Below are 22917 nucleotides of genomic sequence, written 5' to 3'. Positions count from 1 at the left end.
AGGGTGCCCGTATGCCGGTACCGCCTGGACTCCCCAATGACGCCTCGCTCAAGGTCCATGCCGTCACCGACCCCGAGCGCCTCTACGACCTGGCCACCGATCCGGCCCGGGCCTCCGAGGGCAACGGCGCCATCCTGAAGCTCGCCACGGTACTGACCGAGCATCACTCGCAGGCCGCCACTGACTGGGCGGTCCGCCTCGCGGAGCACCTGGCGCGCGCCGAAGGCCCGGAGGGCGGGCGCGGGCCGATGCGGCGGATCGCCTGGCAGCTGGTGCAGCGCCCGAGCACGGTGGCCCTGGGGCCTCACTTCGCACACCCGCCTACGGACCTGGACGACCCGGCGACGGAGTTCCGTGCCTGTCTGCTGCAGGAGATGGCCCTGCGCTGGGGGCTCGACGACGAGCCCTACGTGTCGTACGGCGCGCGTCTGCGCGACCTCGGACATCCCCTCGCCTGGCTTCCGCTCACCTCTCTGTACTTCGAAAACGCCATGCGCAGCGCTGCGGTGATGCAGGGCGGCATCCTCGGCTCCATGAGCCCGGCCGAACTGCGGGCCCGGTTCGCGGAGATACCTCCGACCGAGTCCGGCGCCCGCGCCGGCCGCACCGCCCGGCAGTCCCCGGACGCCCTGCGCGCCGACGCGGCGATGGGCCCGTTCGCCGAACTGGCGCAATCCGAGGCCGTGTTCTACACCCTGCCGCAGCCACTCGACCCCGCCGACTTCAACTCCGCGCTGCTCGCCGAACTCGACGCGCCCTGCCTGCACAACCTCACCCGGGACACCCTCACCGCCGTGCACACCACCGCCGACGACATCGCCGGCGATCTCCTCGTCGCCGCGTTCTCGGGCGGGCTGTGGGGCGAGGGCCACGAAGGCGCGTACAGCAGACTGCTCACGTGGCGCAGCCTGTACGCGCTCATGGACCTCGACCCCGATGTCTCGCACCACGACGCCGTACGCAGGGCCTACGAACACCGCTGGCTGCGCTTCGCCGCAGCGCGCCGCACCAGCAACTGGTTCCACGGTGACCTCACGGACTGCGCCTTCGCCGTGCTCGACCCCAGCCGGACACGGATCGCCGTGCTGGCGGCCACCGAGACCGACTAGCGGGCAAGCAGCTAGATCGGAGTGACGGCGTCCCCGAGCCGCACCGGGCCCGGCACCGCGACCGTGGCCAGTGCATCCAGGCGGTTGTCATGCGCTTCCGCGATGGCCCGCAGCACCAGCGGAGAGTGGGGCAGATCCTGCTGAGCCTGGTTGGTCATCACGCAACGCTCGCTGGAGCGCACGAACTCCACGCACAGCGCATCGCCGATCCGGGCCTTGTTCCCGAACCACTCGTCCTCGACGAACGGACGTGTGCCCGGCGGGGTCCGCACGAGCAGGTTCGGCCGGAAGCGGCGCTCGTCGACCGGAACGCCGGGGACGGCCGCGCGTACCCAGTCGAGGGTGGCGGTCGTCAGGACGCTCAGAGGAAGCTGGTCGAAGTGGGAAACCGTTCCCTCCCGGGCGACTTCGACATCGTCGCGGCCGAGGTAATGGCGCAGATAGGCGGTGGGATCCGGCACGGCCGCGCCGTGCGGGTCCAGCAACTCGGGCTCCTCGGCCCCGTCGGCGTAGCGGGAGTGCAGCTCCAGCAGGCCGGTCATCCGCCGGAAGCGGCGGGTGTTCTTCCCCGAGCCGATCCCGCCCTCCGCGTCGCGCACCGCGTACAGGCGGTCGCCGACCATGCCCCGGACGTCGACGTCCGCTCGCTCCAGCCGCTCACCGCCCGTCGATTTGATCGGATAGCGCCAGATCCGCTCGACCGTGCCCAACGTGTCCCCCATCGGGCGGACGTTACAGGAGGCCTGCCGTCGCGGCCGGTGTCTCCGCCTCGTGAGCAGGCGAGACCACTGGCCGCACCGCCGGCCCGGGGCGCGACGCGAGCCATGGCTTCCACCGGTGCGGAACTCCACGACCAACTCCGCCCGCGACCAGGTCCGATACGCCGGAGCCGTCGGCTTCGAGGGCCGGAAGCGGCGGGCGCCTGCGCACGTCGTAGGCTCCACGTATGGAGCTGACCGGAACAGTGTGGGGTGCCACCGCACAGGAGAAGCAGGCAGGCTACCCCTGTGACGACCTGATGAACGCTCCGTACGAACGCTGGGCCCGAGCCGTGGACGTGGCCGCTCCGGCCGAGCTGGCCTTTCGGTGGCTCGAGCAATTGCGGGAAGCGCCCTACAGCTACGACTGGATCGACTTCCGAGGTCGCAAGAGCCCCGACCGGTTGCCGGAGAACGTTGTACCCCTCGAAGTCGGGCAGCCGTTCCTGGTGTTCCGTATCACCCAGTTCGTGAACGACCGGCACATCACCGTGGTGCTTCCGGAGGGTGACGCGCGTCGGTACGGACGCATGGCGGTCACCTACATGATCGAACCGACGGCACAGGGCTGCCGGTTGGTCGTCGCGGTCGATGTCGAGAAACGGCGCAAGCTGATCCATCGGGTGCAGCGCAGACTTCTGGCCTGGGGCGATCTCGTGATGATGCGAAAGCAGCTGCTCACGCTGAAGAAGCTCGCGGAACGCGGGCCGTAGGCGCCTGAGTGTGCCGATGGCCACGCCTGCCCCCGAGTCGCCGTCCGTCGGTCCGGCCACGATGATCGTGGACGCGGCTGCGCTCAGCGCGGAATCACCCAGCCCGGTGCCCAGGTCCCGGCGGCGTCGTGGCCGGTCGCTGTGGCGGCGAGGTGGGCGCGGAGGGTGGCCAGCGCTGGGTGGGGGTTGTCGCGGTGCCAGAGGAGCGAGTGCGGGTAGACGGGCATCGGGTCGGTCACCGGGATGCGGCGCAGGCCGTGGTTGGCGGGCCAGACGAGGCGGGTCTGCTCGCCCATGAAGGTGGCCAGGGCCGGGGTGTCGGCGACGGTGTCGAGGAGCGCGTCGGAGCCGAAGTTGGGGCCGGTCGCCTCGATGGTGAGGCCGAACTCGGCGACGAGGTCGTCGTAGTAGGCGGCCCACTCGGTACCGGGGACGATGCCGGGCATCCAGATCCGGTGCCCGGCGAGCTGAGCAACGGTCACCGACCGGGCGCCCGCCAGCGCGTGGGCGGGGCCGGTGAGGAGTTGGAGCGGCTCGTCGAGCACCCGGACGGACTCGATGCCCTCGGGAAGGGGCCGGCCGGGCGCGGCGACGGCGCGGAAGGACGCGTCGATCGCACCGGACCGGATGGCGGCGATGGCCGTCTCGATGTCGAACAGCATCACCACGTCGAGATCGATCTCGGGGTGCGCGCGGTGGAAGCCGCGCATCAGGCCCGACGGCGCGACGCGCGAGGCGATCACATCGACGCGCAGCGGACGGCGGCCGGGGCGCACGGACGCGACCGCGCGCTCGGCGACTCGCAGCAGCTCGCGCGCGTGGAGCAGGAACGCCTGCCCGTCGATGGTGAGTTCGGCACCACGCGCGGTGCGGGTGAACAGCCGCACGCCGAGGTTGCGCTCCAGCGCGGCGATGCGTTTGGAGACGGCCTGCTGGGTGACCGCCAGCTCGGCGGCGGCCTCCTGGAACCGACCCGCATCGGCGGCGGCGACGAAGGTCCGGACGGTGTCGAGGTCCACGCCGATACACCCTATGGGCACAACCGATGGTTGTGGTCGGCGGCCCTGCGGTTGTTTGATCCCTGGGTATGGCGCTCGCTTTGATGCTTCCGATCGCGAATCGGTTGTGCGGGCGAGTGGCGAGGGGCATCGGGCATGAAGAGCGGGCACCGCCTGGGACATCTGCGCGGACATCTGCTCGGACATCGGCTGGGGCGGCAGTTCGGGTGGCTCTGGGGAGCGTACGGGACCAGCGCGCTCGGCACGTGGCTCGCCTTCGGCGCGTTCCCGCTGATCGCCGTCCAGGTGCTGCACGCCGGACCGGCCGAGGTCGCCGCGCTCTCCTCCGTGGGGGCTGCGGTGGGCGCGGCCGTGGCGGTGCCGCTCGGCCCGTGGGTGGAGTACCGCCGCAAGCGGCCGGTGCTGATCGCGATGGACCTGGTGCGGTTCGCGGCGCTGCTGACGATCCCCACCGCGTTCGGGCTCGGCGTGCTCACCTTCCTTCAGCTCCTGCTGGTCTCGGTCGTCGTCGCGGCGGCCGACATCACCTTCCGCGCCGCCTCCGGCGCGTACCTGAAGACGCTGCTGCCGGCCGAGGACCTGCTCGTCGCCAACGCCCGATTCGAGTCCACGGCCTGGACGACCACGATCATCGGACCACCGCTGGGCGGCGCGGCGATCGGGCTCCTCGGTCCGGTGGCGACGGTGGTGGCCGACGCGGTCAGCTACCTGCTCTCGGCCCTGGGCATCCGCGCGACGGGCGGGCACGAGCCGCGGCCCGAGCGCCGGGAGGCCGCGCGCATGCGGGCCCGGGACCTGCTCGACGGTTGGCGGTACATCCTCGCCGACGCGACGCTGCGTCCGCTGTTCTTCAACACCGCCTTGTTCAACGGCCTGGTGATGGCCACCCAGCCGCTGCTGGCCGTCCTGATGCTCGGCCGACTCGGGTTCGCACCGTGGCAGTACGGCCTCGCCTTCGCCGCGCCCTCGATCGGCGGGCTCCTCGGTTCGCGGCTGGCCCGACCGCTCGTCACCCGGTTCGGACAGCACCAGGTCCTCATCGTGGCCGGGGTGCTGCGCGCGCTCTGGCCCGTCGGCCTGGCCTTCCTGGGGCCGAATACCGGAGGGCTGCTGCTGGTGATGGGCGTCGAGCTCGGGCTCATCTTCTGCTGCGGGGTCTTCAACCCCGTCTACGCCACCTACCGCCTCGAGCGCACCGCGACCGACCGGGTCGCCCGCACGCTGACCGCCTGGTCGGTGACGACCAAGGCCTCGACCGCGCTCCTGACGGCCGTCTGGGGCGTGCTGGGCAGCCTGCTCGGCCCGCGTACGGCCATCGGCCTGGCCGGCGTGCTCCTGCTGGCGACCCCGCTGCTGCTCCCCCGCCGCGCGGCAGCGCTTCTCCCCGAGCCGGAGCCGGCACCGGGCCGCGGCTGACGGGCCGCTGCGGCCCGGGGGACGAGAATGAAGCGCGGGGTGTGGTCCTTCGGGAGCCGGGCGACCGCGCCCGGGTCGTAGTAGCAGTACCCGTGCGCGCCGACCCGGGACGGGGCCAAGAGCCCGACACGGTCGGAGTGACGCAGGGTGCGGCTGGTGATGCCGGCCTCGTCGACGAGTTCCTGGATCGTCCACTCCGTCGTTCCGGTGTTACCCGCGGCGGAGCGTTGCGGCGATGATCTCCGAGCTGTCGGCGTGCAGGGCCTGCGCCGCCGTCTGCCCGGTCGCCGCCAGGTAGGTGTCGACCAGCCTGTTGCCCGCGGCGTACCCGGCGCCCATCGGCAGTCCCACCGGAGTGAGGCCGAAGCGCTCGGCGCTGGGGTCGCCGTGCACCCAGGCAGTGAAATTCTGCATGCCTGTCACGTCGAGCCCGGTGAGCACCTTGCCGAAGATCTCGTCGTCGTGCAGGTGCGGCAGGCCGATGCGGGTGGGGCCGAGCTCGTTGCCATAGAGCTGTCCGGCGAAGGCGTCGGCCAGGCCCTCGGAGACGATGTGATCGCCGACCGTGACGGTCATCGGGTCCCACACAACCCCGCCCGGGCCGAACCGCAGGTTGTGGTGGAGTTCGTGCACGGCGGTGGCCTCCAGCCGCTCCACGTTCTCGGGGAAGGGCCAGAGCGTGATCACGATGTGGCCCGAGATGCCGCCGAACCCGGTCACTCCTTGGCAGGGACCCATGAAGTGCTCGTCACCCGGATCGCCGAGCACGAACAGCACGGTGATGTCCGGGGCCCCCAGCCCCGGCGTCGCCTCCAGCAGTACGGTGAGAGCGTCGTCGAGGGCGCGTTGCATCCGCTCCCAGGCTCCGGCCGCCGCCAGGGTTTCGAGCGCGTCGAGGCAACGCTCCTCGTCGCGGTCGATGGGGAACCCGGACGCTTCGAGGTGCATGGCCACCAGGTCGACCTCGCCGGGGTAGTAGCGGTACATGCCCCTGGTGGGCTCCAGCATCGAACGCAGCAGGTCAACGCGGTCCGCGACCGGGGCCAGCAGGATCCGCCTCATGGCGGAGCAGGTGTCAAGAACAGTGATCGACATGGCCCCGAGGCTAGAAGTTGACGCAACGTCAATGTCAAACCACCGGCGCGCTCTTCGTCGAGGTACGGCCACCGCTGTGCCGGCGAGTAAGTACGAGTAGACGCAGAAGTGCCCGCTGGCTCTGGACCGCAGCCAGCGGGCACTCCTGGATTCCCTTCAGAGCGCTGCTCAGAGCCCCCCGACTCGCTGGCGCACTCCGTAGTTCCCCCCAAGGCTCATCAGCGATACAAGCATCGCGATTGAGCCGAAACCCCCGTATGAAGCGATGAACTCGGCGACCATGGCGCTAGCAGACATTCCGCCTTCCCTTCGCCTACCACGCCGTTGAGCCAGAAGGTGTTCCGGCCCAGTGCTCGACTCCGCCGTCCGCAAGGTTCGTCGGCGTCGCCTCCGGCTCGGCACGATCCGCCGCTTCGGCGAGCTGGCCGAAGAGTCCGACCCAGTCCGTCGCTCGGTCCAGCTCTGGAGGGATGAGGGCGTCCCCCTCTCGCAGGTACGCCAGCATCCTCTCGTGCGGAGAGGAGCCGTCTACAGTCATCATCATTTCGTTCCTTCCCCTTCCTTCTCGGGGTGGTGAGTAGACCCCGACCCGAGGATCACGGGCTCGCGGTGGAGGACGACGACCGTGATCCCGAGACGCGCTCTACTCACCTCCGGCGGAGTGGCTCCGCTTCGCCTTGGCCTCGGCCCTCTGGAGCTCGCGGGTCACCGTGGCTGAGGAAATGTCAAAGTGTGCCGCGATTTCGGTCCCCTTGAGGCCCCATACATGCTTGAGCTCCCAGATCTTCGCCTGTCGCTCGTCGCGGATTGCCGCCCTGACCGCGGCCAACAGCTCCAGGTACACGAGCCCATCGGCTCGGTCGCACAGCATCCCAGCGGTGGAATCGGCGAACTCGCCCGACGGCTGTTCCATCCGGGTTCGCATCAGGCTGAAGTGGCTGTAGACCTTGTTCCGGGCCACGACCATCGCGAAGACGATCACTGGCTTCTGGAAGACGGTGCCCTTCTTGAACTCCATGAAGACGGCCAGGCACGTCTCCTGAGTGATGTCCTCGGCCAAGTGGTAGTCCCGCGTCATCCGGGTGACCGCGCGGAGCACGCGGGGCCTGATCTCCCTCAGCGCCTCGTAGAGCTGTGCTTCCAGCGCCGGCGAGAGGCGATCACGGGGCCTAGCGGACCCGCCCACCCACCCTGAGTTCCTTACCATCGCCATCCCTTCAATGGCCGGGTATGCATCCCGGACACAGATAGGACGGCTAAGCCGCAGACTCTTTTCATCGCGATCCAAGATCTCCCTCGCGAAATTTCCCTGCCTGCAAGCGGTCGCTATAGGCATGGACACTCGAACTGGGCTCGCGCTCACCGTCGGCGGACTGATCACCTACGTCGCGTACCTCAACCCCATACTGGGGGCTGCGATCGGAGTAGGAGTCGTGGTGATCGCTCTGCTGCTCACGCTCACGAAGTAAATGCAGGGCAGGCGGCCCGTCCGCATACCCGGCTCCTGCACGTCCAGCTCCTGGCCCGGCTCCAGCGTGCGCTGCTGACGGGCCTGGGAGGCGGCCACGATCACCTGCACCTGATGGCGCCGACGGTCCAGACCTCGCCAGGTGAGGGAAGCGGCACTTCGGCGGTGACCGACCAGTTGTCGTGTCCGCGTGTGGCCGACATCGCAGAGCGGGCGTTCGTAGTCCTGCTCCGCTCGGAGTCGGCCGGACGGAACCTGGCTGGCCGGAGTCCATCCGGACTCTGGCTAGTCGAGGTCCATCCGGACGGTGAGGTGCGCGCGGTGCCTGCCGCGGTCCACCAGGCGGGCGTTGGCCTCGTCGGAGTCCCTGACCCAGCGCTCGGCGTACGCACGTTCCTTGCCGAAGCGCACATGACGGTCGACGAGCCGGGGCACCCGCATCTCGTCGTCCAGCCGCAGGAACCACACCTCGTCGAGAAGCGCGCGGATCCCCGCCCAGGGCCCCTCGTCGTGCAGCAGGTAGTTGCCCTCGGTGACGACGAGTGGGACGTCCGGAGCGACGGCGATACTGCCCGCGACCGGCTCCTCCAGCCCGCGGTCGAAAGCGGGCGCGTACACCGTCGTCCCCGCCTCGGGCGCGCGCAGCCGGGCGAGCAGCGCCGCGTACCCGGCGGCGTCGAACGTGTCGGGAGCACCCTTGCGGTCCGCCCGTCCGAGCCGTTCCAACTCGGCCTGGGCGAGGTGGAACCCGTCCATGGGTACGAGGACGGCGCGCCCGCCGAGACGCGTCGCCAGCTCCTCGGCGAGGGTGGACTTGCCCGCGCCGGGCGCCCCCGCGATCCCGAGGATCCGGCGCGTACCGGGCTGGGCGAGGCGCCGGGCGCGGTCGGTGAGCTGCTCGATCGACGGGTCCATGCGAGGCATTGTGCACGGCGTCGGCGATACTGGGCGCGCCCGTCAGCAAGGAGAACCGATGTCCGCCGCGCCCCTGCCCCGCATCGCCCTGATCGCGCTGGTCGTGCGCGACTACGACGAGGCCATCGCCTTCTACAGGGACGCCCTCGGCTTCACGCTCGTCGAGGACACGGACCGGGGCGACGGGTCTCGGTGGGTGGTCGTCCGCCCCGGCGGCGCCGACAGCGGTACCGATCTGCTGCTCGCCCGCGCCAAGGGCGCGGAGCAGGAAGCGAGCGTGGGCGCGCAGACCGGCGGCCGGGTCGGGTTCTTCCTGCACACCGACGACTTCGCCCGCGACCACGCGCGCATGACAGCGGCGGGAGTGCGCTTCCTGGAGCAGCCGCGCCATGAGCCGTACGGCACGGTGGCCGTCTTCGAGGACCTGTACGGCAACCGCTGGGATCTGCTGCAGCCGGCATAACGCACGGTCACCGGATTCGGTGGTCCGCTCGACGTCGGACTTCTCGACGTCGGACTTGTGGGGCGACAACCCCGGCTGCGGCCGGGCGCGATCATCGCGACCTATGCTGCCGCGCATGGTGACGTTGGAGCAGCTCCGGAGTGACCACGCCCTCGCCCTGCTGGCTTTCGAGCGGGAGAACCGGGAGTACTTCGCGCGGTCCGTGCCGGATCGGGGGGACGCGTACTTCGCCGAGTTCGCCTCCCGTCACCGTGCCCGGCTCACCGAGCAGGACGCCGGTCTGTGTCACTTCCACGTCGTCATCGACGAACAGGGGGATCTGGTCGGCCGCGTCAATCTCGTGGACGTCGAAGCAGGCGCCGCTGAACTCGGCTATCGGATCGGCGAGCGGGCCGCAGGCCAGGGCGTCGCGACCGCCGCCGTCGCGGAGGTGTGCCGCCTCGCCGCCACGTCCTACCGGCTGTCCGCTCTCAGGGCGGTCACCACCCTCGACAATCAGGCCTCCATGACCGTGCTCGCACGTAACGGGTTCGCCGCCGTGGAGGCCATCAGGATCGACGGGCGCCCCGGTGTCCGGTACCAGCGCCAACTTGCGGCTCCCCGCTGATCACTTGCTCCGGATGGATTGATGGATTGAGCGGGCAGGCCGGAAGCCAGGCGCTGCGGCCCGCGTAACGTACGGGGCCATGACCGACCCCGTACTCCGGCTGCTCCGCGAGCAGCCGCGCCTCGCCGAGATGGCCGCCGCGTATCCCTTCGAGTTCGACCTGGACCGCGCGGAGCACGGGGAGGCGGTGTGCCTGGCCTCGGGTGCGTCGCTGGAGCCGATGGCCGGGGACGGCGCCGGTGGCACGTACTTCGTGTGCGGCGGAGCTGACGGACCGGTGCTGTACGCGTCGTCGGAGGGAACTGCCGGGCTGATCGGGGGCAGCGTGAGTGAGGCCCTGGAGATTGTGATCGGGCTGCCGGACTGGCGCGACCACACGGGGCTGTCCCCGGCCGATGGCGAGGAGGCGATTCTTGCCGCCGTCGCGGCGAGCGAGAACGAACTCCAGGAGTTCATGACGGATCTGGACGACCGCCGGACCGAGCTGCGCACGGCACTCGGTCTCCCTGAGCGCTCCACCCTGGAGCTGTTCACCATGTTCCACCGCGCACTGCTGCGGACCGAGCCGGAGCATCTGCTCCTGAATACCGACGAGTTGCTGGCGTACGAGTTGCTCGACCCGCATCCGCGGACCCCGCTCCGGGAAACGGTCCTCGCCCCGGGCCGCGCGGACCTGGCGCGGATGCGGGTGGCGGGCCGCGGGGCCTGGGACGAGGTGGCCGCTGATGCCGTCCGCCGGGCGACGGTGCTGCGGGCCGCCCAGTACGACCGCCAGGACAGCGATCTCCCGTTGCTGCGGCACTTGCTGGAACGCGAGGCGACCGACACGGGATACGGCGACGAGCTTCGCCTCGCGGCAGTGCTGGTCGGCAGGTACGGGTCGGCCGACGACGTTCCGCTGCTGCGCGGGGCGCTGCGGGAGCTCCCTGAGGAGCCGGTGGCTCTGGCCGAGTGGGCGCGCGAGCTCGACGCGGAGCGCTTCGGCGAGGACCCTTCCGCCGCACCGGAGTTGACGTGGGTGGCGCTGGCCCGCCGCCAGGGCCGTACCGAGCATGCGCGCGCCGCCCTGATCCGGATGCTGGACGACACCGGTCCTGACGCGCCTCGGCTACGTGGGACAGCCGCGGAGCTGGCGCTGCTCGGCGAGTTCGGCCAGGCCGCGCGTGCACAGTACAATGTCACATCGCTGCAGGACACGGCATGGGGCCGGGCCTCGGCGGGCCTGGCGCTGGCCGCGTACGAGCGGAGCGCGGGAAACCTTTCCGGGGCCTGCCGGACGCTGGAACGCGTCGTCGGCGCCCTGGAGCCGACCCCGGCCACCTCCGCCTCCGCCTCCGCCTCCGCCTCCGCCTCCGATCATGGTCCGGCTCCCGGTACCGGCACCGGTACCGGTCCTGATCAGCTTGAGCTGGACCTCGGTCTCCAATCGCCCGCCGCCGAGGACCAAGACGCGGTGCCGGACTGGCGGCGCCGACGCCGCTTCGGCGGACTCATCACCGAGGAGTACCTCCTCCTCGCCCTCGCCGCCGCCGAAACGGGCGACGCGAGCCTCGCCCGCGAGGCCATGTCCCACGGCAGGACGCTGCTCAAGGAGATCGCCGAGCCGTCCCGCAAGGCGCTCGGGCCGCTGGCGCAGGAGGCGAAGTGGGCGGTGGCGCGACTACCTCGGTAGCCGCCCTGTCCGGGCAGGCCTGATCAGCGGCACGGCAGGTCCAGTTCCGCGCGGACGGTCTTTCCGATGGGTACGCGGTCGAGCACCGTCCACCGGTCGGCGAGCGCAGCCACCAGCACCAGTCCCCGGCCGCTCTCCGAACCGGTCGGCGGCTCGGCGACCTCCCCGGGGCCGGGCGGGCGGCGCTCGCCGCGGGTGTCGGAGACCTCGATGCAGAGCATGGGCGGGATGTGGGCAAGCCGCAACTCGAAGTCCCTGCCCGGTACGCGGCCGTGGGTCACCGCGTTCGCTGCCAGCTCGGCGACGAGCACGGCGGCCGTGTCGGACGCCTCGGTCCCGTGCTGGATGCCCCAGCTGTCCAGCTGATGGAGCGCGAGGTGCCGGGCGAGCCGGGCGCCGCGCGGGGTTGAGCTGAACCGCTGGGTGAACACACGTACGGTGACGGGCGGTTGGTGGGTGCTGGGGGACGTCATGGGCCCAATGTGGCGTGCGCCGGACCCGTTTCTCCAGGCAGGACCCGTGTACGCGGCGTCAGCGTACATGCACGCGGAGTGGACAGTACGCGTAACTGACCGTAACGATAGGCCGGTTGGGAGTGGGCAGCGGAGCGGGTGCGCGGTGCGCGGGAGGTGGCCGGACATGACGGACGGTGTGGAACCGGAGTCCTCGGACAGTCTGCGGACGTTCGGCGCGGTGGTCCAGGCGCTGCGCGAGCACGCGGGGCTCAGCCGGGAGGAGTTCGCGGCACTGGTGCGGTTCTCCAAGCACACGGTGACGTCGGTCGAGCTGGGGCGACGTATGCCGGACGACGAGTTCGTGGAGCTGGCGGAGGCGGCGCTGGGCAATACGGGGGCGCTGCGGAGGGCCGCGCAGCATTTGTCGCGGCAGCCGGGGTTGGCGTCGTGGTTCCGGAAGTGGGCGCGGATGGAGAAGACGGCGATCACGTTGTACACGTACGAATGCCGTCTGATTCCTGGCCTGTTACAGACGGAGGCGTACGCGCGGACGCTGTTCGCCGATCGGCTCCCGCCGCTGCGAGACGAGGAGATCGAAGCCCAGCTGGTGGCGCGGGCGGAACGGCAGCGGCTGCTGCGGGAGCGGCCGAACACCGCGTACAGCTTCATCGTCGAAGAGCATTTGTTCAAACGGCGCACGGGCGGCTTGCAGGTCACTGTCGACCTCATCGACCACGTCCTCGGCCTCGCCGAGCAGCGGAACATTGAGATCCAGGTCATGCCGTTGGTGCGGGAGACGCATGCTGGGCTGGCGGGCCCAATGCAGTTGCTGGAGACACCCGAGAACCGATGGTTCGCCTACAACGAGGGCCAGCGCGGGGGCCTGCTCATCTCCGACGCAAAAGAGGTCAGCGTGCTCCAGATGCGGTATGCCAGGATGCGCTCACAGGCTCTCTCCCTGGAAGACTCCGTGAGCCTGCTGCAGCGGATGCGAGGAGCGCTATGAGCACCACCGAACTGGACTGGTTCAAGAGCAGCTACAGCGGCGGTTCGGGCGACGACTGCGTCGAAGTCGCCCTCTCCTGGCACAAGTCCAGCTACAGCAGCAGCGGCGACGGCGACTGTGTCGAGGTCGCCACCTGCCCCACCACCGTCCACGTCCGGGACTCCAAGGACAAGCAGGGCCCCCAGCTCGCCCTCTCCCCCGCAGCCTGGGTCGGCTTCGTCTCGCACGCGGCCCAGGCCTGACCCGTACGCCACCGGCTCACAAGCGGAACATGTCGCGGCGCCGGGTCATCCTCGCGGGCGGCGCGGCAGTGGCTGCCGCCGGAATCGGTGCGGTGGTCGCCACCACGGCGTCGGCCGGGGAGGAGAAGGGCAAGGGCGCTGCCGCCGCGGCGACCGGCGAGGAGTGCTACAAGCTCACGTCGGAGACGACCGAGGGCCCGTACTACATCGACGCCGACAAGATCCGCAGGGGCCCTCACTCCGATCCACTTGTGCACGAAGTACTGACGGAGCCGGAGGAGACCTGACCGGCGTTTGCCCCTGCCTTGGGAGCCAATCAGGGATTCCTCGCTGCGGACGGCCGTGCCGGAGAGCCGGCTGCCGGCCTTCGACGCGCTCAAGCGGGAGTTGACCGCCGCGGTCTTCGCACCCCCACAGAAACCTTGGGCACGAGGCGCCGGCCCCGGTCACCCGGCCCCAACATGTACACACGCTCCGCGATCAAGTGACTACTCTGTGATCATGAGCGATGGTCGCGCCCAGATCAGCGTGCCCGCCGGGCTGCCCTGGCACTGGCAGTGGTCCACGGCCGTCGCCCCGCACTTCCGACAAGCATGGGGATGTACGTGATCAGGAAGACAAAGTGGTTGGGAGCGTTCGCGCTGGCCTGCGCGCTCGCCGTGACGGGGACTCCGGGGCCCGCCGGTGCCGCGCCGGGCGAGGGCAAGCTGACCATCAACCTGCTACGGGACTTCGCCGCCAAGGGCGACCGGAACCCGAACATCCAGGTGCCGCACGGCCCGGGGACGGTCAGGCTCTGCGAGCGGCTCACCCGCCCGTGCCGGACCTACCCGATCGGCCCCGACGGCACCGTTGAGATCGACACCACCACGTGGACCAATTCCCCCGGGCGGTACAGGGTCGAACTGCTGGACTGGGCCGACAAGTACGATCCCGCCACCGGGCAGGGCTTCCTCCAGCCGTCCTTCGCGGGACCCGGGCTCTCGTCGCACCTCGGCTACGTCGACCTGAGGAACGGCAAGGACGCCACCCTCGACTTCGGGGTGTGGAACCCGGACGACTACTGCCAGGACGACCCGGACCTGGCCACACCCTGCCAGCAGGCCGCCACCAAGCCCAACGGCAAGACCCTGGTGTCCTTCCCCTACACCTCCCGCGGCGACACCCAGGGCAACCCCAACAACCCCACGGTGCTCGCCAACGGCACCCAGACCGGCACCACGTACGGCGTGGCGTACGACAAGAAGACCCGGCGCATCTTCACCGGCGCGTACGCCAAACGGCACGGCGACTACGGCCCCGGCCCCGGTAATCGTCAGGGCGCCATCTACGTGACGGACCGGAACACCGGCGCGACCACCCTGTTCGCCACCGTGCCGAACGCCGGTAACACCCCCCATAACCAGGCGGACCGCGTGGACGCGGACTTCGCAGCCGTGGTGGGACAGGAATCGCTCGGCGACATCGAGATCTCGGCCGACGGCTCCCGGCTCTACGTCGTCAACATGAAGGACCGCAGCCTCTACACCTACGACACCGCCACGGCGGCGCCCGTCGGCGCACCGCTGCCCATCCCGGACTCCGCCTGCACCCCGGCGGCCGACTGGCGGCCGATGGGCCTGGGCATGCGCGACCGGGTCCTGCACGTGGGCGGCGTCTGCTCCGCGCAGAGCACCCAGGACGTCAGCCAACTGCGGGCCGTGGTCTGGACGTTCGACCCGGCCACCGGCACGTTCGGCTCCGCGCCGATCGTCGACGAGCCGCTGGACTTCCCGCGCGATCCCGCCGTCGACCCCACCCCGGGCAACTGGAAGCCGTGGACCCAGGACGACCTGACGCAGTTCCCCGACGGCGGCAACGGGCAGTGGGCCTACCCGCAGCCGATGCTCAGCGACATCGAGTTCGAGCGCGACGGTTCGCTGGTCCTGGGTTTCCGTGACCGCATGGGCGACCAGTCCGGGCTGGTCATCCCCAACGCCAACCCGGCCAAGGCGAACATCATCGAGAGCATCGCGACCGGCGGCGACCTCTACAGGGTCTGCCGCACGACCACCGGCACGTACGAGTGGGAGGGCGGCGCGGCCTGCCCGCGCACCGGCAGCGAGTTCTACAAGGGTGACGAGTGGTACACGGGGGCCGGCCACCTGGAGACCGTGCAGGGCGCCCTGGCGCTGCCGCTCGGCGGTGACCGCCTCGCCGCCACCGTGATGGACCCGGTCCGGACGATCACCTCCACCGGTGTCGGCTTCTTCGACCGCTGGCAGGGGGACCGCGGCGCCGACCCGTCACTGCAGGGGCTCGGCCTCGCCTACGCCAACGACGGCGGCTTCGGCAAGGCCAACGGCCTCGGCGACCTGGAGCTGCTCTGCGACGAGCCGCCGGTCCAGATCGGCAACCGGGTGTGGCGCGACAAGGCCGACGGCACCCAGAGCTACGACGAAACCGCGGGCATCCCCGGTGTGACGGTGATCCTGCGCGACGCGAATGGCCAGGAGATCGCGCGCAAGAAGACCGACGCCAAGGGCGAGTACTACTTCGACCACCGCGACGGCCTGCGCCCCAACACCCAGTACACGCTGGAGTTCGACAAGTCGACGGCCGACACGACCATCGACTACGAGGCGCAGGATCTGTGGTGGACCGCGAACATCGGCCTCAACCAGGCGACCAACTCCGACGCGGTGCCGGCCGGCGGCAACCCCCTGGCGGACACCGCCACGGCGGACGTCACCACCGGCCCGCCCGGCACGGTCAACCACGACATCGACGCGGGCCTGTGGGTCGCCAGCTGACCCGATGGCCTCGGACCGGCTCGGCCTCATGACCGCTTGACGCACACCGCACCGGCAGACCGGGAGGGCCCGACGACGGGTTCCTCCCGGCGCTGCTGCGAAGGCCCGGCCGTCAGGCGAACAGCGAAGAGCCCAGCGGGCGCTGCGCCGAGAACCCGGGCAGCACCAGGAAGGTGCCGGAAGCGGTCGCCGTGGCGAAGGTGGACAGCTCGTCGCCGTCGTCCAGCCGCCGCTGGGTCTCCACGTACGTCCGCAGCTCCCGCTGGAAGGCAATGAACAGCAGGCCCTGGTCGACGGGCCCGTTGGAGAAGCTGTAGCCGCGGCGCAGCATCAGCCCGCTCCCGGTCGCGGCCGGATGGGCCCGCCGGACATGTGACATCAGCGGGACGAGGTACCTGCCGTCCGGCGTTTTCGCTCCCAGGTCGACAGCCGCTGCCGGACCGCCGCCGCTGAGCGGCGCCGCGTCGGACCTGCGTCGGCCGATGACCCGTTCCTGCCGCGTGACGTCCTGGGCGAGGAAGCCCGCCACGTCCAGGCGCAGCCTTCGGACCACGGCGATGGTGGCCCCGCGGACCCGCTCGGGCCCCGCCAGCCAGACCTCCCGGGCCAGCTCCCGTTCCGTACGCGGGACGGATACGCCGTCCAGGAACCCCAGCAGGTTGCGCACGGGACCGGGTTCGCGGGCCGGCGGACGGAAGCCGTCCTGGGACCAGCGCGGGCGCCCCGAGCATTCGCCGAGCCAGCTCGTCAGGACCCGCTCGGCATGTGCCACCACCTGCGGATCCGCGGCGCAGAGCTGCACCATCAGGTCCCCCTGACGTGCGAGGTCCGGCACGGCCTTGTCGAACGCCTCCGGCAGCCCCGCCGCCCCGGGCAGCCGGCCGTCCACCGCCGCCACCAGCCGCGGGCCGACTCCGACGGTGACACTGAGATCCCCCGGCGCGAGCCCGCCCAGCTCCCCGTCGGCGCCGCAGCAGAGATCCAGCACCCGCCGGCCGAGACCGGACAACAGTGCGGCGAGGTACGGCACTTCGTCGGCTCCCCGGGCTGCCGCACCGCCGGGGGGTGTCAGGTCGAAGACCGCCAGGGCCGCGTACTGCTGCGGCTGCGCCGGGCGGTCCACCCCCGCCTGCCTCGACCCCTCGGGCGGTACGGCGGCAGCTGCCGCCTCTCCGGCTCCGCCCGCGACCGGCTCCGGAGCACCAGCGGCCGGGCGCCGGGCGCCGCCCGCGACCGCCCAGCCTGCCGCCACGGCCGGTACCGCGACCGCAAGGCCCCCCAGGAGTCGGCGTCGAACCAGCGGCGACGGTTCCGGATTCACCACGTCGTCACAATCAGTGTCCACATGAACACTCTAGGGTGGTGATCGACTCCGCAAGCAACCGGAAGAGACCTTCGTGATGCCACCCGTCCGCCGCCGCTCCGCCGGCCGTCGCCGTCTCGCCCCGGCCGCCGCCGTGCCGGCCATCGCGCTGCTGTGCGCGGGCTGTTGGGCTCTGCCGCCGGATCCGACGTCGGCCAAGAACACCGCTCCCGCGACCATCCGGGTGCCGTCCCAGGCAGCCACCATCAACGCCGCGCTCGACCGGGCCCGGCCGGGCGACCTCGTTCTGGTCTCGCCCGGCGTCTACCACGAGAGCGTTCGGATCCGCACCGAACGAGTGATTGTTCGCGGCGCCGACCGGGGCGGAGTGGTCATCGACGGCCAGGGCCGGCGGGCCAACGGCGTGCTCGTCACCGCTCCCGGCGTCTCGGTCGAGAACCTGACCGTCCGCAACCACCTCCTCAACGGCGTGCTCGTCACCGGCATGAGCGACGGCAACGGCGGCCTCGCCAGGGGCAGCGACGGCTATCGGCACCTCGACCCGGCCAAGTTCCCCCCGTTGAAGGGCTTTCGGGTGCGCTACGTCACCGCTCACGCGAACGGCCTCTACGGCATCTACGCGTTCAACGCCCAGCATGGCGTCCTGGAACACAACCACGCCTCGGGCAGCGCCGACTCCGGGCTCTACGTCGGCCAGTGCAAGCCCTGCCACATCCTCGTCCGCGACAACGTCGCCGAGCACAACGCCATCGGCTACGAGGGGACCAATGCCAGTGGGCCCATCTGGGTGCTGCGCAACCGCTTCACCGGAAACCGGGTCGGGCTGACAGTCAACTCCGACTACCTGGAGGCGTACGTCCCCCAGCAGGGCGGCACCATCGCCGGGAACCTGATCGCCGACAACGCGGACCCGGCCACCCCCGAGCAGGCCGACGGCGCCTTCGGCATCGGCATCGGCATCGCCGGCGGGCAGCGCAACGAACTCCTCCGCAACCGGATCACCGGCAACCCCCGGGCAGGCGTCGTACTCGCCTCCAACGAGGACCTCGCCCCGACGGAGAACCGCCTCCGCGAGAACACGCTCACCGGCAACGGCGTGGACGTCGCCTACCGCGCCTCCGCGCGAGCGCCCGGGCACGGGAACTGCCTGGACGGCAACACCCTGAGCACTACCCTGCCCACCGACCTGAAGTCCATCGCCGCCTGCCCGCACGGCCATCCCGAAGCCGCCGGCCAGTCCCCGCGCACCGACCCGGCACCTCCCGGCATCCCCTTCCTGGACGTTGCCCCGCCGCCGGCGCAGCCCCAGCTCCCGGACGCCGCGACCGCGCCCGCCGCCCCCGCCGACGGACTGCCGGGACCTGTCGATCCCGGCCAAGTGCCGTTGCCCGGCGCAGACCTGCTCGCCGACCGCAGCCGACCGACGACCACCGCCCGATGACGCCGCGCGTCACCCGCAGGCCCGTCCGGGCCGCGCTCCTGCTGGCCGTGGTGCTCGCCTCGGCGGCCTGCACCGGGCCCGCCGCCGACCGGCCCGCCGGCGACCGGGCGGCACTGACGGAGCAGCAGGCCGAGCTCCTCGCGCTGACCCGGTTCACCAACTACCGCAGCGCCGCCGGAACCGTCAGTGCCACCATCCCGGCGCCGGGCCGGACCCTCCGGCTCGACGGCCGACTCGACTGGCGCGCGCACACCGGCTACGCGGAACTGCGCGACGAGACCCCCGGAGCCCCCACCCACTGGCGCCACCTGCTCCGCTGGAACCGCACCACGGTCTCGGCCCGCTTCAACTGGACCGGCCCGCGGCCCGACAAGCCCCCGGCCGACGGCTGGAGCGAGCGCCGCCTGGAACCCCGCTCGGCCGCTGTGGACAGCACCCTGCTCCTGCTGCTCTCGCTCGGCTCCGACCGGCCCGAGAACGCCCAGCTCCTCGTCCGCAGCAGCGCACGTGTCCTCGGACACGAGAAGATCTCCGGGGTCCCGGTCACGGTCTTCTCCGGCCCCGGCACCGCCGACGCGCCCGCCCCCGCAGCGCAGTCCGCACCCGGGGCTCCGGGCCGCACCCGCTACTGGGTCGACGCCGACGGCGGCCTGCGCCGCTTCGCCGCACGCCTGGGAGGCTCCGGCACCTGGATGACCGCCGACATCGCTCGACAGCCGCCGCCACCCGCCACACCCGCGGCCTCCGCCACCCCGTGACAGCTTCACCGAGCCGCCGGGAGCCATCTGGGAGCCGATTCGCTCCTCGGCCTCTTCGGGACTCCCCCACACCACCCGAGGCCGAGGCCCTGACCGGCGGGCCTCCTCGCGGAGCGCTTCGGCGAGGACCCGTCCGCCGCACCGGAGTTGACGTGGGTGGCGCTGGCCCGCCGCCAGGGTCGTACCGAGCACGCGCGCGTCGCCCTGATCCGGATGCTGGATCGAGCGGGGCACGGGCGGTGCGGAGGTGGCCCACGAGCTGATCGAGCATCTGCTGGAACGGGCAGGCCAGTTCAACGTCGAGCTCCAGATCATGCCGTTGCGGCAACCCGAGCATGCGGGGTTCGACGGCCCACTTCAGGTATTGGAGTCGCCGGACAACAAGTGGTTCGGCTATGCCGAAGGCCAGCTGCACGACCCCCGCACCGGATCAACTCCGCTGCGGGGCGCTCCCGCTATCGCTCGGGGATGACGAGTTCGCGGCCACGATAGAAGGCTTCTCGCTCCTCGACGACGTAGGGAGCCATCACCTCACGCCGACGCGTCTCTGCATCGGAGCCACGCCAGGCATCGCACAGCTCCCTGGACTCCCAGAGCGAAACTCCGATCACTTCCTGCCCGTCCTCGGACCAGTACGCGAAGGCACGGAGCATGCCCTGCGGGTGGGACTCCGGCCGCCACGCCCCCTCGAACTCCGCCAGCATGCCCGGCTTGATGCGGCGCGTTGTCATCCAGACGAAGTGCTCCTTCATCGGGCCTCCTCCAGGCCGACCGGTCACCGCGCCGCTCGTTGGCGCTCTCAGACCACCGTAGGCTCGCGGCCCCGGTTCCGCCTCCGCGAACAGGGGGCCTCCAGGTCAGGAGGCGCCCTCGCGCACAGCCACGCGGCCCGGGTCGGCGAAGATCTCCTCCACGATGATGCCCGCGGCCCCGCGTACCGCCGCGGTGAACCCCAGGGCGGAGCCGGTCACCCGGCAGACCGCCGGGTCGCCCGCCACGGCCCGTTCGCGCAGCTCGCGCATGGCAGCGGGAACGAGGTAGGGGGCGACCGTCGCGAAATAGCCGCCGAGCACGATCACCTCAGGATTGAGGAGGTTGACCGGGATCGACAGGCCTATGCCGAGCCAGCGGCCGATCTCGTCCAGGCCGGCCAGCGCCCGTGGGTCTCCTGCCGTGGCACGGCGGAGCAATTCCTGGGCCTGCTCCTCGGGGTCGTGGGACGCGGCGCCCGATGCCTCCTCTCTCGCCAGGTCGGGAGCAGCGATGCGGATCGCGGCGGGCAGGCCGACCTTGGTCTCCAGACAGCCGGTGCGCCCGCAGGCACACCTCTCGCCCGCGGGATCGACCTGGAGGTGCCCCAGCTCGCCGGTGAAGCCGCCGGCGCCGCGCAGCAGCGTGCCGCCCGCGACGATGCCCGCACCGATGCCCGCTTCCCCGGTCACGTACACCAGGTCGGCCGCCCTGGACCGGGCGTGACCGCGTTCGGCCAGGGCGGCCAGGTTGGCCTCGTTGTCGACGCCGACGCTCACGTCGTCCGTCACGCCCAGCAGATCGCGCAGCAGCCCGGCGACCGGAACGTCCCGCCAGTGCAAGTTCGGCGCGGAGCACACGCGACCGGTGGCGATGTCCACGGGGCCGGGGACGGCCACGCCGACACCCGCTGTGCGGACCCCGGCCCGGCGGGCGGCTTCCATCAGCTCGGTGGCCAGGGCGGCGAGCGTACGGATCGTGTCCTCGGCATCCTCGTGTGCCGCATCGTGCACGAGGCGCCGCTCGTGCAGTTGCCGGCCCGCGAGGTCCATCGACCAGGCAGCCAGGTAACGGGAGTTGACTTCGAGGCCCAGTGCCGCCACCGACCGTCCGTCGATCTCCAGACGCCGTCCGGGGCGGCCGACCGTGCCGTCCTGCTGGTAATCGGTCTCCCGCAGCAGCCCGCGCTCGATGAGTTCCGCGACGAGGCTGGAGACCGTGGCACGGGTCAGGCCCGTGTGCCGGGCGACCGTCGCCCGGGACAGCGGGCCCGCCGAGCGGACCTCGGCCAGGACGCGGCCGAGGTTGACGCGGCGCATCGCCGCCAGGTCGACAGGGGCCGGCCCTGGTGGGCCGGCCGCTGCGGCGGCGCTCCGTGGCACGTACTCACTCCCTACCTGCCCCCCGACAGGACAGCTCCGTCTCATGTGCGACGTATGCATCATGTACGACGTCCGCATCATGTACGACGTCCGCATCATGACGACGTCCGCAACCCCTCGGGGCACCGCTTCCCCGGTCGACCTGGTCAGCGCACGCCGAGCAAGTGCTCCCACGCGAGCTGGTCGAGGCGTTCGAAGGCCATGGAGCGCCCGGCTGCGGCCTGCACGTCGAAGTCCTCGTAGGCGGAGGTGTCGGCCAGCAGGCCCTTGAGGCCGTCGGCGGCTGTGGGCAGGGCGAGCTCGTCCAGCCGGGATGCGACCAGCGCCTCCCGGACCTCGGGGTCGGACCGGAAGGCGGCGGCGCGCTCCTTGAGGATCAGGTAGTTGCGCATGCAGTTCTTCGCGGACTCCCACACGCCGTCGAAGCCGTCGGTACGCACCGGCTTGAAGTCGAAGTGCCGCGGGCCCTCGTAGCCGGCGGTCTCCAGGAGGTCGACGAGCCAGAACGCCTGGCGCAGGTCGCCCGCGCCGAAGCGGAAGTCCTGGTCGTACTTGACGCCGGACTGGCCGTTGAGGTCGATGTGGTAGAGCTTGCCCGCCCACAGCGCCTGCGCGATGCCGTGCGGGAAGTTCAGGCCCGCCATCTGCTCATGGCCGGTCTCCGGGTTGACGCCGACCAGCTCGGGGCGCTCCAGGCACTCGATGAAGGCCAGGGCATGGCCGATGGTCGGCAGGAGGATGTCGCCGCGGGGCTCGTTGGGCTTGGGCTCGATGGCGAAGCGCAGGTCGTAGCCCTGCTCGGTGACGTACTCGCCGAGCAGGTCGAAAGCCTCCTTCATCCGGTCGAGCGCGACCGGCACGTCCTTGGCGCCGCCGGACTCCGCGCCTTCCCGGCCGCCCCAGGCGACATAGGTGGTGGCGCCCAGCTCGACGGCGAGGTCGATGTTGCGGATGGTCTTGCGCAGCGCGTAGCGGCGCACGTCACGATCGTTGGCGGTGAAGCCGCCGTCCTTGAAGACGGGGTGCGTGAAGAGGTTGGTGGTCGCCATGGGCACCTTGAGACCCGTGCGCTCCAGCGCGTCCCTGAAGCGCCTGACGATCGCCACGCGCTCGGCGTCCGAGGAGCCGAAGGGGATCAGGTCGTCGTCGTGGAACGTCACACCGTACGCACCCAGCGCGGCCAGACGCTCGACGGACTCGACCGGGTCCAGCGCCGGGCGGGTGGCGTCACCGAAGGGGTCGCGCCCCTGCCAGCCGACGGTCCACAGGCCGAAGGTGAACTTGTCCTGCGAGGTGGGAGTGAACTGCAGCGACATGGTGCGGCCCCTTGGGTGATGGCGGCGGCTTATTTGTTTGTTCTCCTTACCAATACCCTACGGGGTGCGCTCGGCCAACCCTCGGACACCTGGGACACCGCTCCACCCCTGCGAGGCCTGGTGCGCATTTTGTTTTCTGTCCGATCAAACACCGTTTCACTCCGGACGGCCGTCGACACCGGCGCGCCGATCGACCACACAGCAGCTCGACGAAAC

Annotated in this window: 24 protein-coding genes and 2 pseudogenes; 14 read left to right on the top strand and 12 right to left on the bottom strand. The window is 71.0% G+C overall.

The genetic code is table 11. The annotated features are described in order from the left end of the window. Positions 1-11: 11 nt before the first annotated feature. On the top strand, positions 12-1109 hold the full coding sequence (locus ACWGI8_RS11590) for a DUF6183 family protein (protein ID WP_453660013.1): 1098 nt from the start codon (positions 12-14) through the stop codon (positions 1107-1109). An 11-nt stretch (positions 1110-1120) separates the two neighbouring features. Here ACWGI8_RS11590 and ACWGI8_RS11585 read toward each other — a convergent pair whose 3' ends face one another. Continuing rightward, positions 1121-1831 (bottom strand): MOSC domain-containing protein, encoded by a 711-nt coding sequence (locus ACWGI8_RS11585; protein ID WP_453660012.1) that lies wholly within the window; start codon positions 1829-1831, stop codon positions 1121-1123. Between the two features lie 224 nt (positions 1832-2055). On the opposite strand from ACWGI8_RS11585, the gene ACWGI8_RS11580 reads away from it, so the two are divergent. Further along, positions 2056-2580, top strand: coding sequence for a hypothetical protein (locus ACWGI8_RS11580; protein ID WP_453660010.1), 525 nt, complete (start codon positions 2056-2058; stop codon positions 2578-2580). An 83-nt stretch (positions 2581-2663) separates the two neighbouring features. Here the strand turns inward: ACWGI8_RS11580 and ACWGI8_RS11575 are convergent, their stop codons facing one another. Continuing rightward, the gene (locus tag ACWGI8_RS11575; protein ID WP_453660008.1) at positions 2664-3599 is read right to left on the bottom strand and encodes a LysR family transcriptional regulator; all 936 of its coding nucleotides are present in this window, start codon (positions 3597-3599) and stop codon (positions 2664-2666) included. A 135-nt stretch (positions 3600-3734) separates the two neighbouring features. Here ACWGI8_RS11575 and ACWGI8_RS11570 point away from each other — a divergent pair, with 135 nt between their 5' ends. Continuing rightward, complete coding sequence (locus ACWGI8_RS11570) at positions 3735-5015, top strand: MFS transporter (RefSeq protein WP_453660007.1); 1281 nt, start codon at positions 3735-3737, stop codon at positions 5013-5015. Between the two features lie 65 nt (positions 5016-5080). Here the strand turns inward: ACWGI8_RS11570 and ACWGI8_RS11565 are convergent. The 4 genes and pseudogenes from ACWGI8_RS11565 to ACWGI8_RS11550 form a co-directional block, all read right to left on the bottom strand. After that, positions 5081-5203, bottom strand: a pseudogene (locus ACWGI8_RS11565) (MerR family transcriptional regulator); the annotation flags it as partial. A gap of 22 nt (positions 5204-5225) precedes the next feature. Continuing rightward, positions 5226-6110, bottom strand: a complete 885-nt coding sequence (locus ACWGI8_RS11560) for a DUF2268 domain-containing protein (RefSeq protein WP_453660005.1) — start codon at positions 6108-6110, stop codon at positions 5226-5228. Positions 6111-6423: 313 nt separating this feature from the next. Next, complete coding sequence (locus ACWGI8_RS11555; RefSeq protein WP_453660003.1) at positions 6424-6654, bottom strand: hypothetical protein; 231 nt, start codon at positions 6652-6654, stop codon at positions 6424-6426. Between the two features lie 99 nt (positions 6655-6753). Beyond that, entirely contained in the window at positions 6754-7296 is a 543-nt protein-coding gene (locus ACWGI8_RS11550; RefSeq protein WP_453660002.1) for an RNA polymerase sigma factor, read from the bottom strand. Between the two features lie 148 nt (positions 7297-7444). Here ACWGI8_RS11550 and ACWGI8_RS11545 point away from each other — a divergent pair, with 148 nt between their 5' ends. Further along, complete coding sequence (locus tag ACWGI8_RS11545; RefSeq protein WP_453660000.1) at positions 7445-7579, top strand: hypothetical protein; 135 nt, start codon at positions 7445-7447, stop codon at positions 7577-7579. Positions 7580-7863: 284 nt separating this feature from the next. Here ACWGI8_RS11545 and ACWGI8_RS11540 read toward each other — a convergent pair whose 3' ends face one another. Continuing rightward, complete coding sequence (locus ACWGI8_RS11540; RefSeq protein ID WP_453659998.1) at positions 7864-8493, bottom strand: nucleoside/nucleotide kinase family protein; 630 nt, start codon at positions 8491-8493, stop codon at positions 7864-7866. A 58-nt stretch (positions 8494-8551) separates the two neighbouring features. On the opposite strand from ACWGI8_RS11540, the gene ACWGI8_RS11535 reads away from it, so the two are divergent. The 3 genes from ACWGI8_RS11535 to ACWGI8_RS11525 all read left to right on the top strand — a co-directional run bounded on the left by ACWGI8_RS11535 (position 8552) and on the right by ACWGI8_RS11525 (position 11235). After that, positions 8552-8956, top strand: coding sequence for a VOC family protein (locus tag ACWGI8_RS11535; RefSeq protein ID WP_453659996.1), 405 nt, complete (start codon positions 8552-8554; stop codon positions 8954-8956). Between the two features lie 115 nt (positions 8957-9071). Further along, positions 9072-9563: a GNAT family N-acetyltransferase gene (locus ACWGI8_RS11530; RefSeq protein ID WP_453659994.1), complete on the top strand. Its 492-nt coding sequence runs from the start codon at positions 9072-9074 to the stop codon at positions 9561-9563. Positions 9564-9642: 79 nt separating this feature from the next. Further along, complete coding sequence (locus ACWGI8_RS11525; RefSeq protein ID WP_453659992.1) at positions 9643-11235, top strand: hypothetical protein; 1593 nt, start codon at positions 9643-9645, stop codon at positions 11233-11235. Positions 11236-11258: 23 nt separating this feature from the next. Here ACWGI8_RS11525 and ACWGI8_RS11520 read toward each other — a convergent pair whose 3' ends face one another. Then, positions 11259-11708, bottom strand: coding sequence for an ATP-binding protein (locus ACWGI8_RS11520; RefSeq protein WP_453659990.1), 450 nt, complete (start codon positions 11706-11708; stop codon positions 11259-11261). Between the two features lie 166 nt (positions 11709-11874). Between ACWGI8_RS11520 and ACWGI8_RS11515 the strand changes: the two genes are divergently transcribed. The 4 genes and pseudogenes from ACWGI8_RS11515 (at position 11875) to ACWGI8_RS11500 (ending at position 15730) form a co-directional block, all read left to right on the top strand. After that, positions 11875-12696, top strand: a complete 822-nt coding sequence (locus ACWGI8_RS11515; RefSeq protein WP_453659988.1) for a helix-turn-helix domain-containing protein — start codon at positions 11875-11877, stop codon at positions 12694-12696. After that, positions 12693-12938, top strand: coding sequence for a DUF397 domain-containing protein (locus tag ACWGI8_RS11510; protein WP_453659987.1), 246 nt, complete (start codon positions 12693-12695; stop codon positions 12936-12938). The genes ACWGI8_RS11515 and ACWGI8_RS11510 overlap by 4 nt, the downstream gene beginning before the upstream one ends. Before the next feature lie 29 nt (positions 12939-12967). Continuing rightward, a pseudogene (locus ACWGI8_RS11505) lies at positions 12968-13168 on the top strand (dioxygenase); the annotation flags it as partial. A gap of 375 nt (positions 13169-13543) precedes the next feature. Continuing rightward, on the top strand, positions 13544-15730 hold the full coding sequence (locus tag ACWGI8_RS11500) for an SdrD B-like domain-containing protein (protein WP_453659986.1): 2187 nt from the start codon (positions 13544-13546) through the stop codon (positions 15728-15730). A 112-nt stretch (positions 15731-15842) separates the two neighbouring features. Here the strand turns inward: ACWGI8_RS11500 and ACWGI8_RS11495 are convergent, their stop codons facing one another. Then, entirely contained in the window at positions 15843-17075 is a 1233-nt protein-coding gene (locus ACWGI8_RS11495; RefSeq protein WP_453659985.1) for a Dyp-type peroxidase, read from the bottom strand. Positions 17076-17130: 55 nt separating this feature from the next. On the opposite strand from ACWGI8_RS11495, the gene ACWGI8_RS11490 reads away from it, so the two are divergent. The 3 genes from ACWGI8_RS11490 to ACWGI8_RS11480 all read left to right on the top strand — a co-directional run bounded on the left by ACWGI8_RS11490 (position 17131) and on the right by ACWGI8_RS11480 (position 19725). Next, on the top strand, positions 17131-18495 hold the full coding sequence (locus ACWGI8_RS11490) for a right-handed parallel beta-helix repeat-containing protein (protein ID WP_453660023.1): 1365 nt from the start codon (positions 17131-17133) through the stop codon (positions 18493-18495). Continuing rightward, positions 18492-19253: a hypothetical protein gene (locus ACWGI8_RS11485; RefSeq protein WP_453659984.1), complete on the top strand. Its 762-nt coding sequence runs from the start codon at positions 18492-18494 to the stop codon at positions 19251-19253. The genes ACWGI8_RS11490 and ACWGI8_RS11485 overlap by 4 nt, the downstream gene beginning before the upstream one ends. A gap of 247 nt (positions 19254-19500) precedes the next feature. Then, complete coding sequence (locus ACWGI8_RS11480) at positions 19501-19725, top strand: Scr1 family TA system antitoxin-like transcriptional regulator (RefSeq protein ID WP_453659983.1); 225 nt, start codon at positions 19501-19503, stop codon at positions 19723-19725. Here ACWGI8_RS11480 and ACWGI8_RS11475 read toward each other — a convergent pair. The 3 genes from ACWGI8_RS11475 to xylA all read right to left on the bottom strand — a co-directional run bounded on the left by ACWGI8_RS11475 (position 19709) and on the right by xylA (position 22701). Then, positions 19709-20005 carry a hypothetical protein gene (locus ACWGI8_RS11475; protein WP_453659981.1) on the bottom strand — a complete coding sequence of 99 codons (297 nt, stop codon included), beginning with the start codon at positions 20003-20005 and terminating at the stop codon, positions 19709-19711. The genes ACWGI8_RS11480 and ACWGI8_RS11475 overlap by 17 nt on opposite strands. A gap of 105 nt (positions 20006-20110) precedes the next feature. Continuing rightward, entirely contained in the window at positions 20111-21385 is a 1275-nt protein-coding gene (locus tag ACWGI8_RS11470) for an ROK family protein (protein ID WP_453659980.1), read from the bottom strand. A 146-nt stretch (positions 21386-21531) separates the two neighbouring features. Further along, the gene (xylA, locus tag ACWGI8_RS11465; protein ID WP_453659978.1) at positions 21532-22701 is read right to left on the bottom strand and encodes a xylose isomerase; all 1170 of its coding nucleotides are present in this window, start codon (positions 22699-22701) and stop codon (positions 21532-21534) included. Positions 22702-22917: the final 216 nt, after the last annotated feature.

This window comes from Streptomyces sp. NPDC054841 (assembly GCF_053611045.1).
Note: the sequence above shows the minus strand (reverse complement) of the source record. Positions and strands in the feature narration are given on the sequence as shown.

Excerpts from the sequence above, each read along its gene's own strand:
- ACWGI8_RS11590 (WP_453660013.1), top strand. The coding sequence starts at position 12 with ATGCCGGTACCGCCTGGACTCCCCAATGACGCCTCGCTCAAGGTCCAT.
- ACWGI8_RS11585 (WP_453660012.1), bottom strand. The coding sequence starts at position 1,831 with ATGGGGGACACGTTGGGCACGGTCGAGCGGATCTGGCGCTATCCGATC.
- ACWGI8_RS11580 (WP_453660010.1), top strand. The coding sequence starts at position 2,056 with ATGGAGCTGACCGGAACAGTGTGGGGTGCCACCGCACAGGAGAAGCAG.
- ACWGI8_RS11570 (WP_453660007.1), top strand. The coding sequence starts at position 3,735 with ATGAAGAGCGGGCACCGCCTGGGACATCTGCGCGGACATCTGCTCGGA.
- ACWGI8_RS11560 (WP_453660005.1), bottom strand. The coding sequence starts at position 6,110 with ATGTCGATCACTGTTCTTGACACCTGCTCCGCCATGAGGCGGATCCTG.
- ACWGI8_RS11555 (WP_453660003.1), bottom strand. The coding sequence starts at position 6,654 with ATGATGATGACTGTAGACGGCTCCTCTCCGCACGAGAGGATGCTGGCG.
- ACWGI8_RS11545 (WP_453660000.1), top strand. The coding sequence starts at position 7,445 with ATGGACACTCGAACTGGGCTCGCGCTCACCGTCGGCGGACTGATCACC.
- ACWGI8_RS11540 (WP_453659998.1), bottom strand. The coding sequence starts at position 8,493 with ATGGACCCGTCGATCGAGCAGCTCACCGACCGCGCCCGGCGCCTCGCC.
- ACWGI8_RS11535 (WP_453659996.1), top strand. The coding sequence starts at position 8,552 with ATGTCCGCCGCGCCCCTGCCCCGCATCGCCCTGATCGCGCTGGTCGTG.
- ACWGI8_RS11530 (WP_453659994.1), top strand. The coding sequence starts at position 9,072 with ATGGTGACGTTGGAGCAGCTCCGGAGTGACCACGCCCTCGCCCTGCTG.
- ACWGI8_RS11525 (WP_453659992.1), top strand. The coding sequence starts at position 9,643 with ATGACCGACCCCGTACTCCGGCTGCTCCGCGAGCAGCCGCGCCTCGCC.
- ACWGI8_RS11520 (WP_453659990.1), bottom strand. The coding sequence starts at position 11,708 with ATGACGTCCCCCAGCACCCACCAACCGCCCGTCACCGTACGTGTGTTC.
- ACWGI8_RS11515 (WP_453659988.1), top strand. The coding sequence starts at position 11,875 with ATGACGGACGGTGTGGAACCGGAGTCCTCGGACAGTCTGCGGACGTTC.
- ACWGI8_RS11510 (WP_453659987.1), top strand. The coding sequence starts at position 12,693 with ATGAGCACCACCGAACTGGACTGGTTCAAGAGCAGCTACAGCGGCGGT.
- ACWGI8_RS11490 (WP_453660023.1), top strand. The coding sequence starts at position 17,131 with ATGCCACCCGTCCGCCGCCGCTCCGCCGGCCGTCGCCGTCTCGCCCCG.
- ACWGI8_RS11485 (WP_453659984.1), top strand. The coding sequence starts at position 18,492 with ATGACGCCGCGCGTCACCCGCAGGCCCGTCCGGGCCGCGCTCCTGCTG.
- ACWGI8_RS11475 (WP_453659981.1), bottom strand. The coding sequence starts at position 20,005 with ATGAAGGAGCACTTCGTCTGGATGACAACGCGCCGCATCAAGCCGGGC.
- xylA (WP_453659978.1), bottom strand. The coding sequence starts at position 22,701 with ATGTCGCTGCAGTTCACTCCCACCTCGCAGGACAAGTTCACCTTCGGC.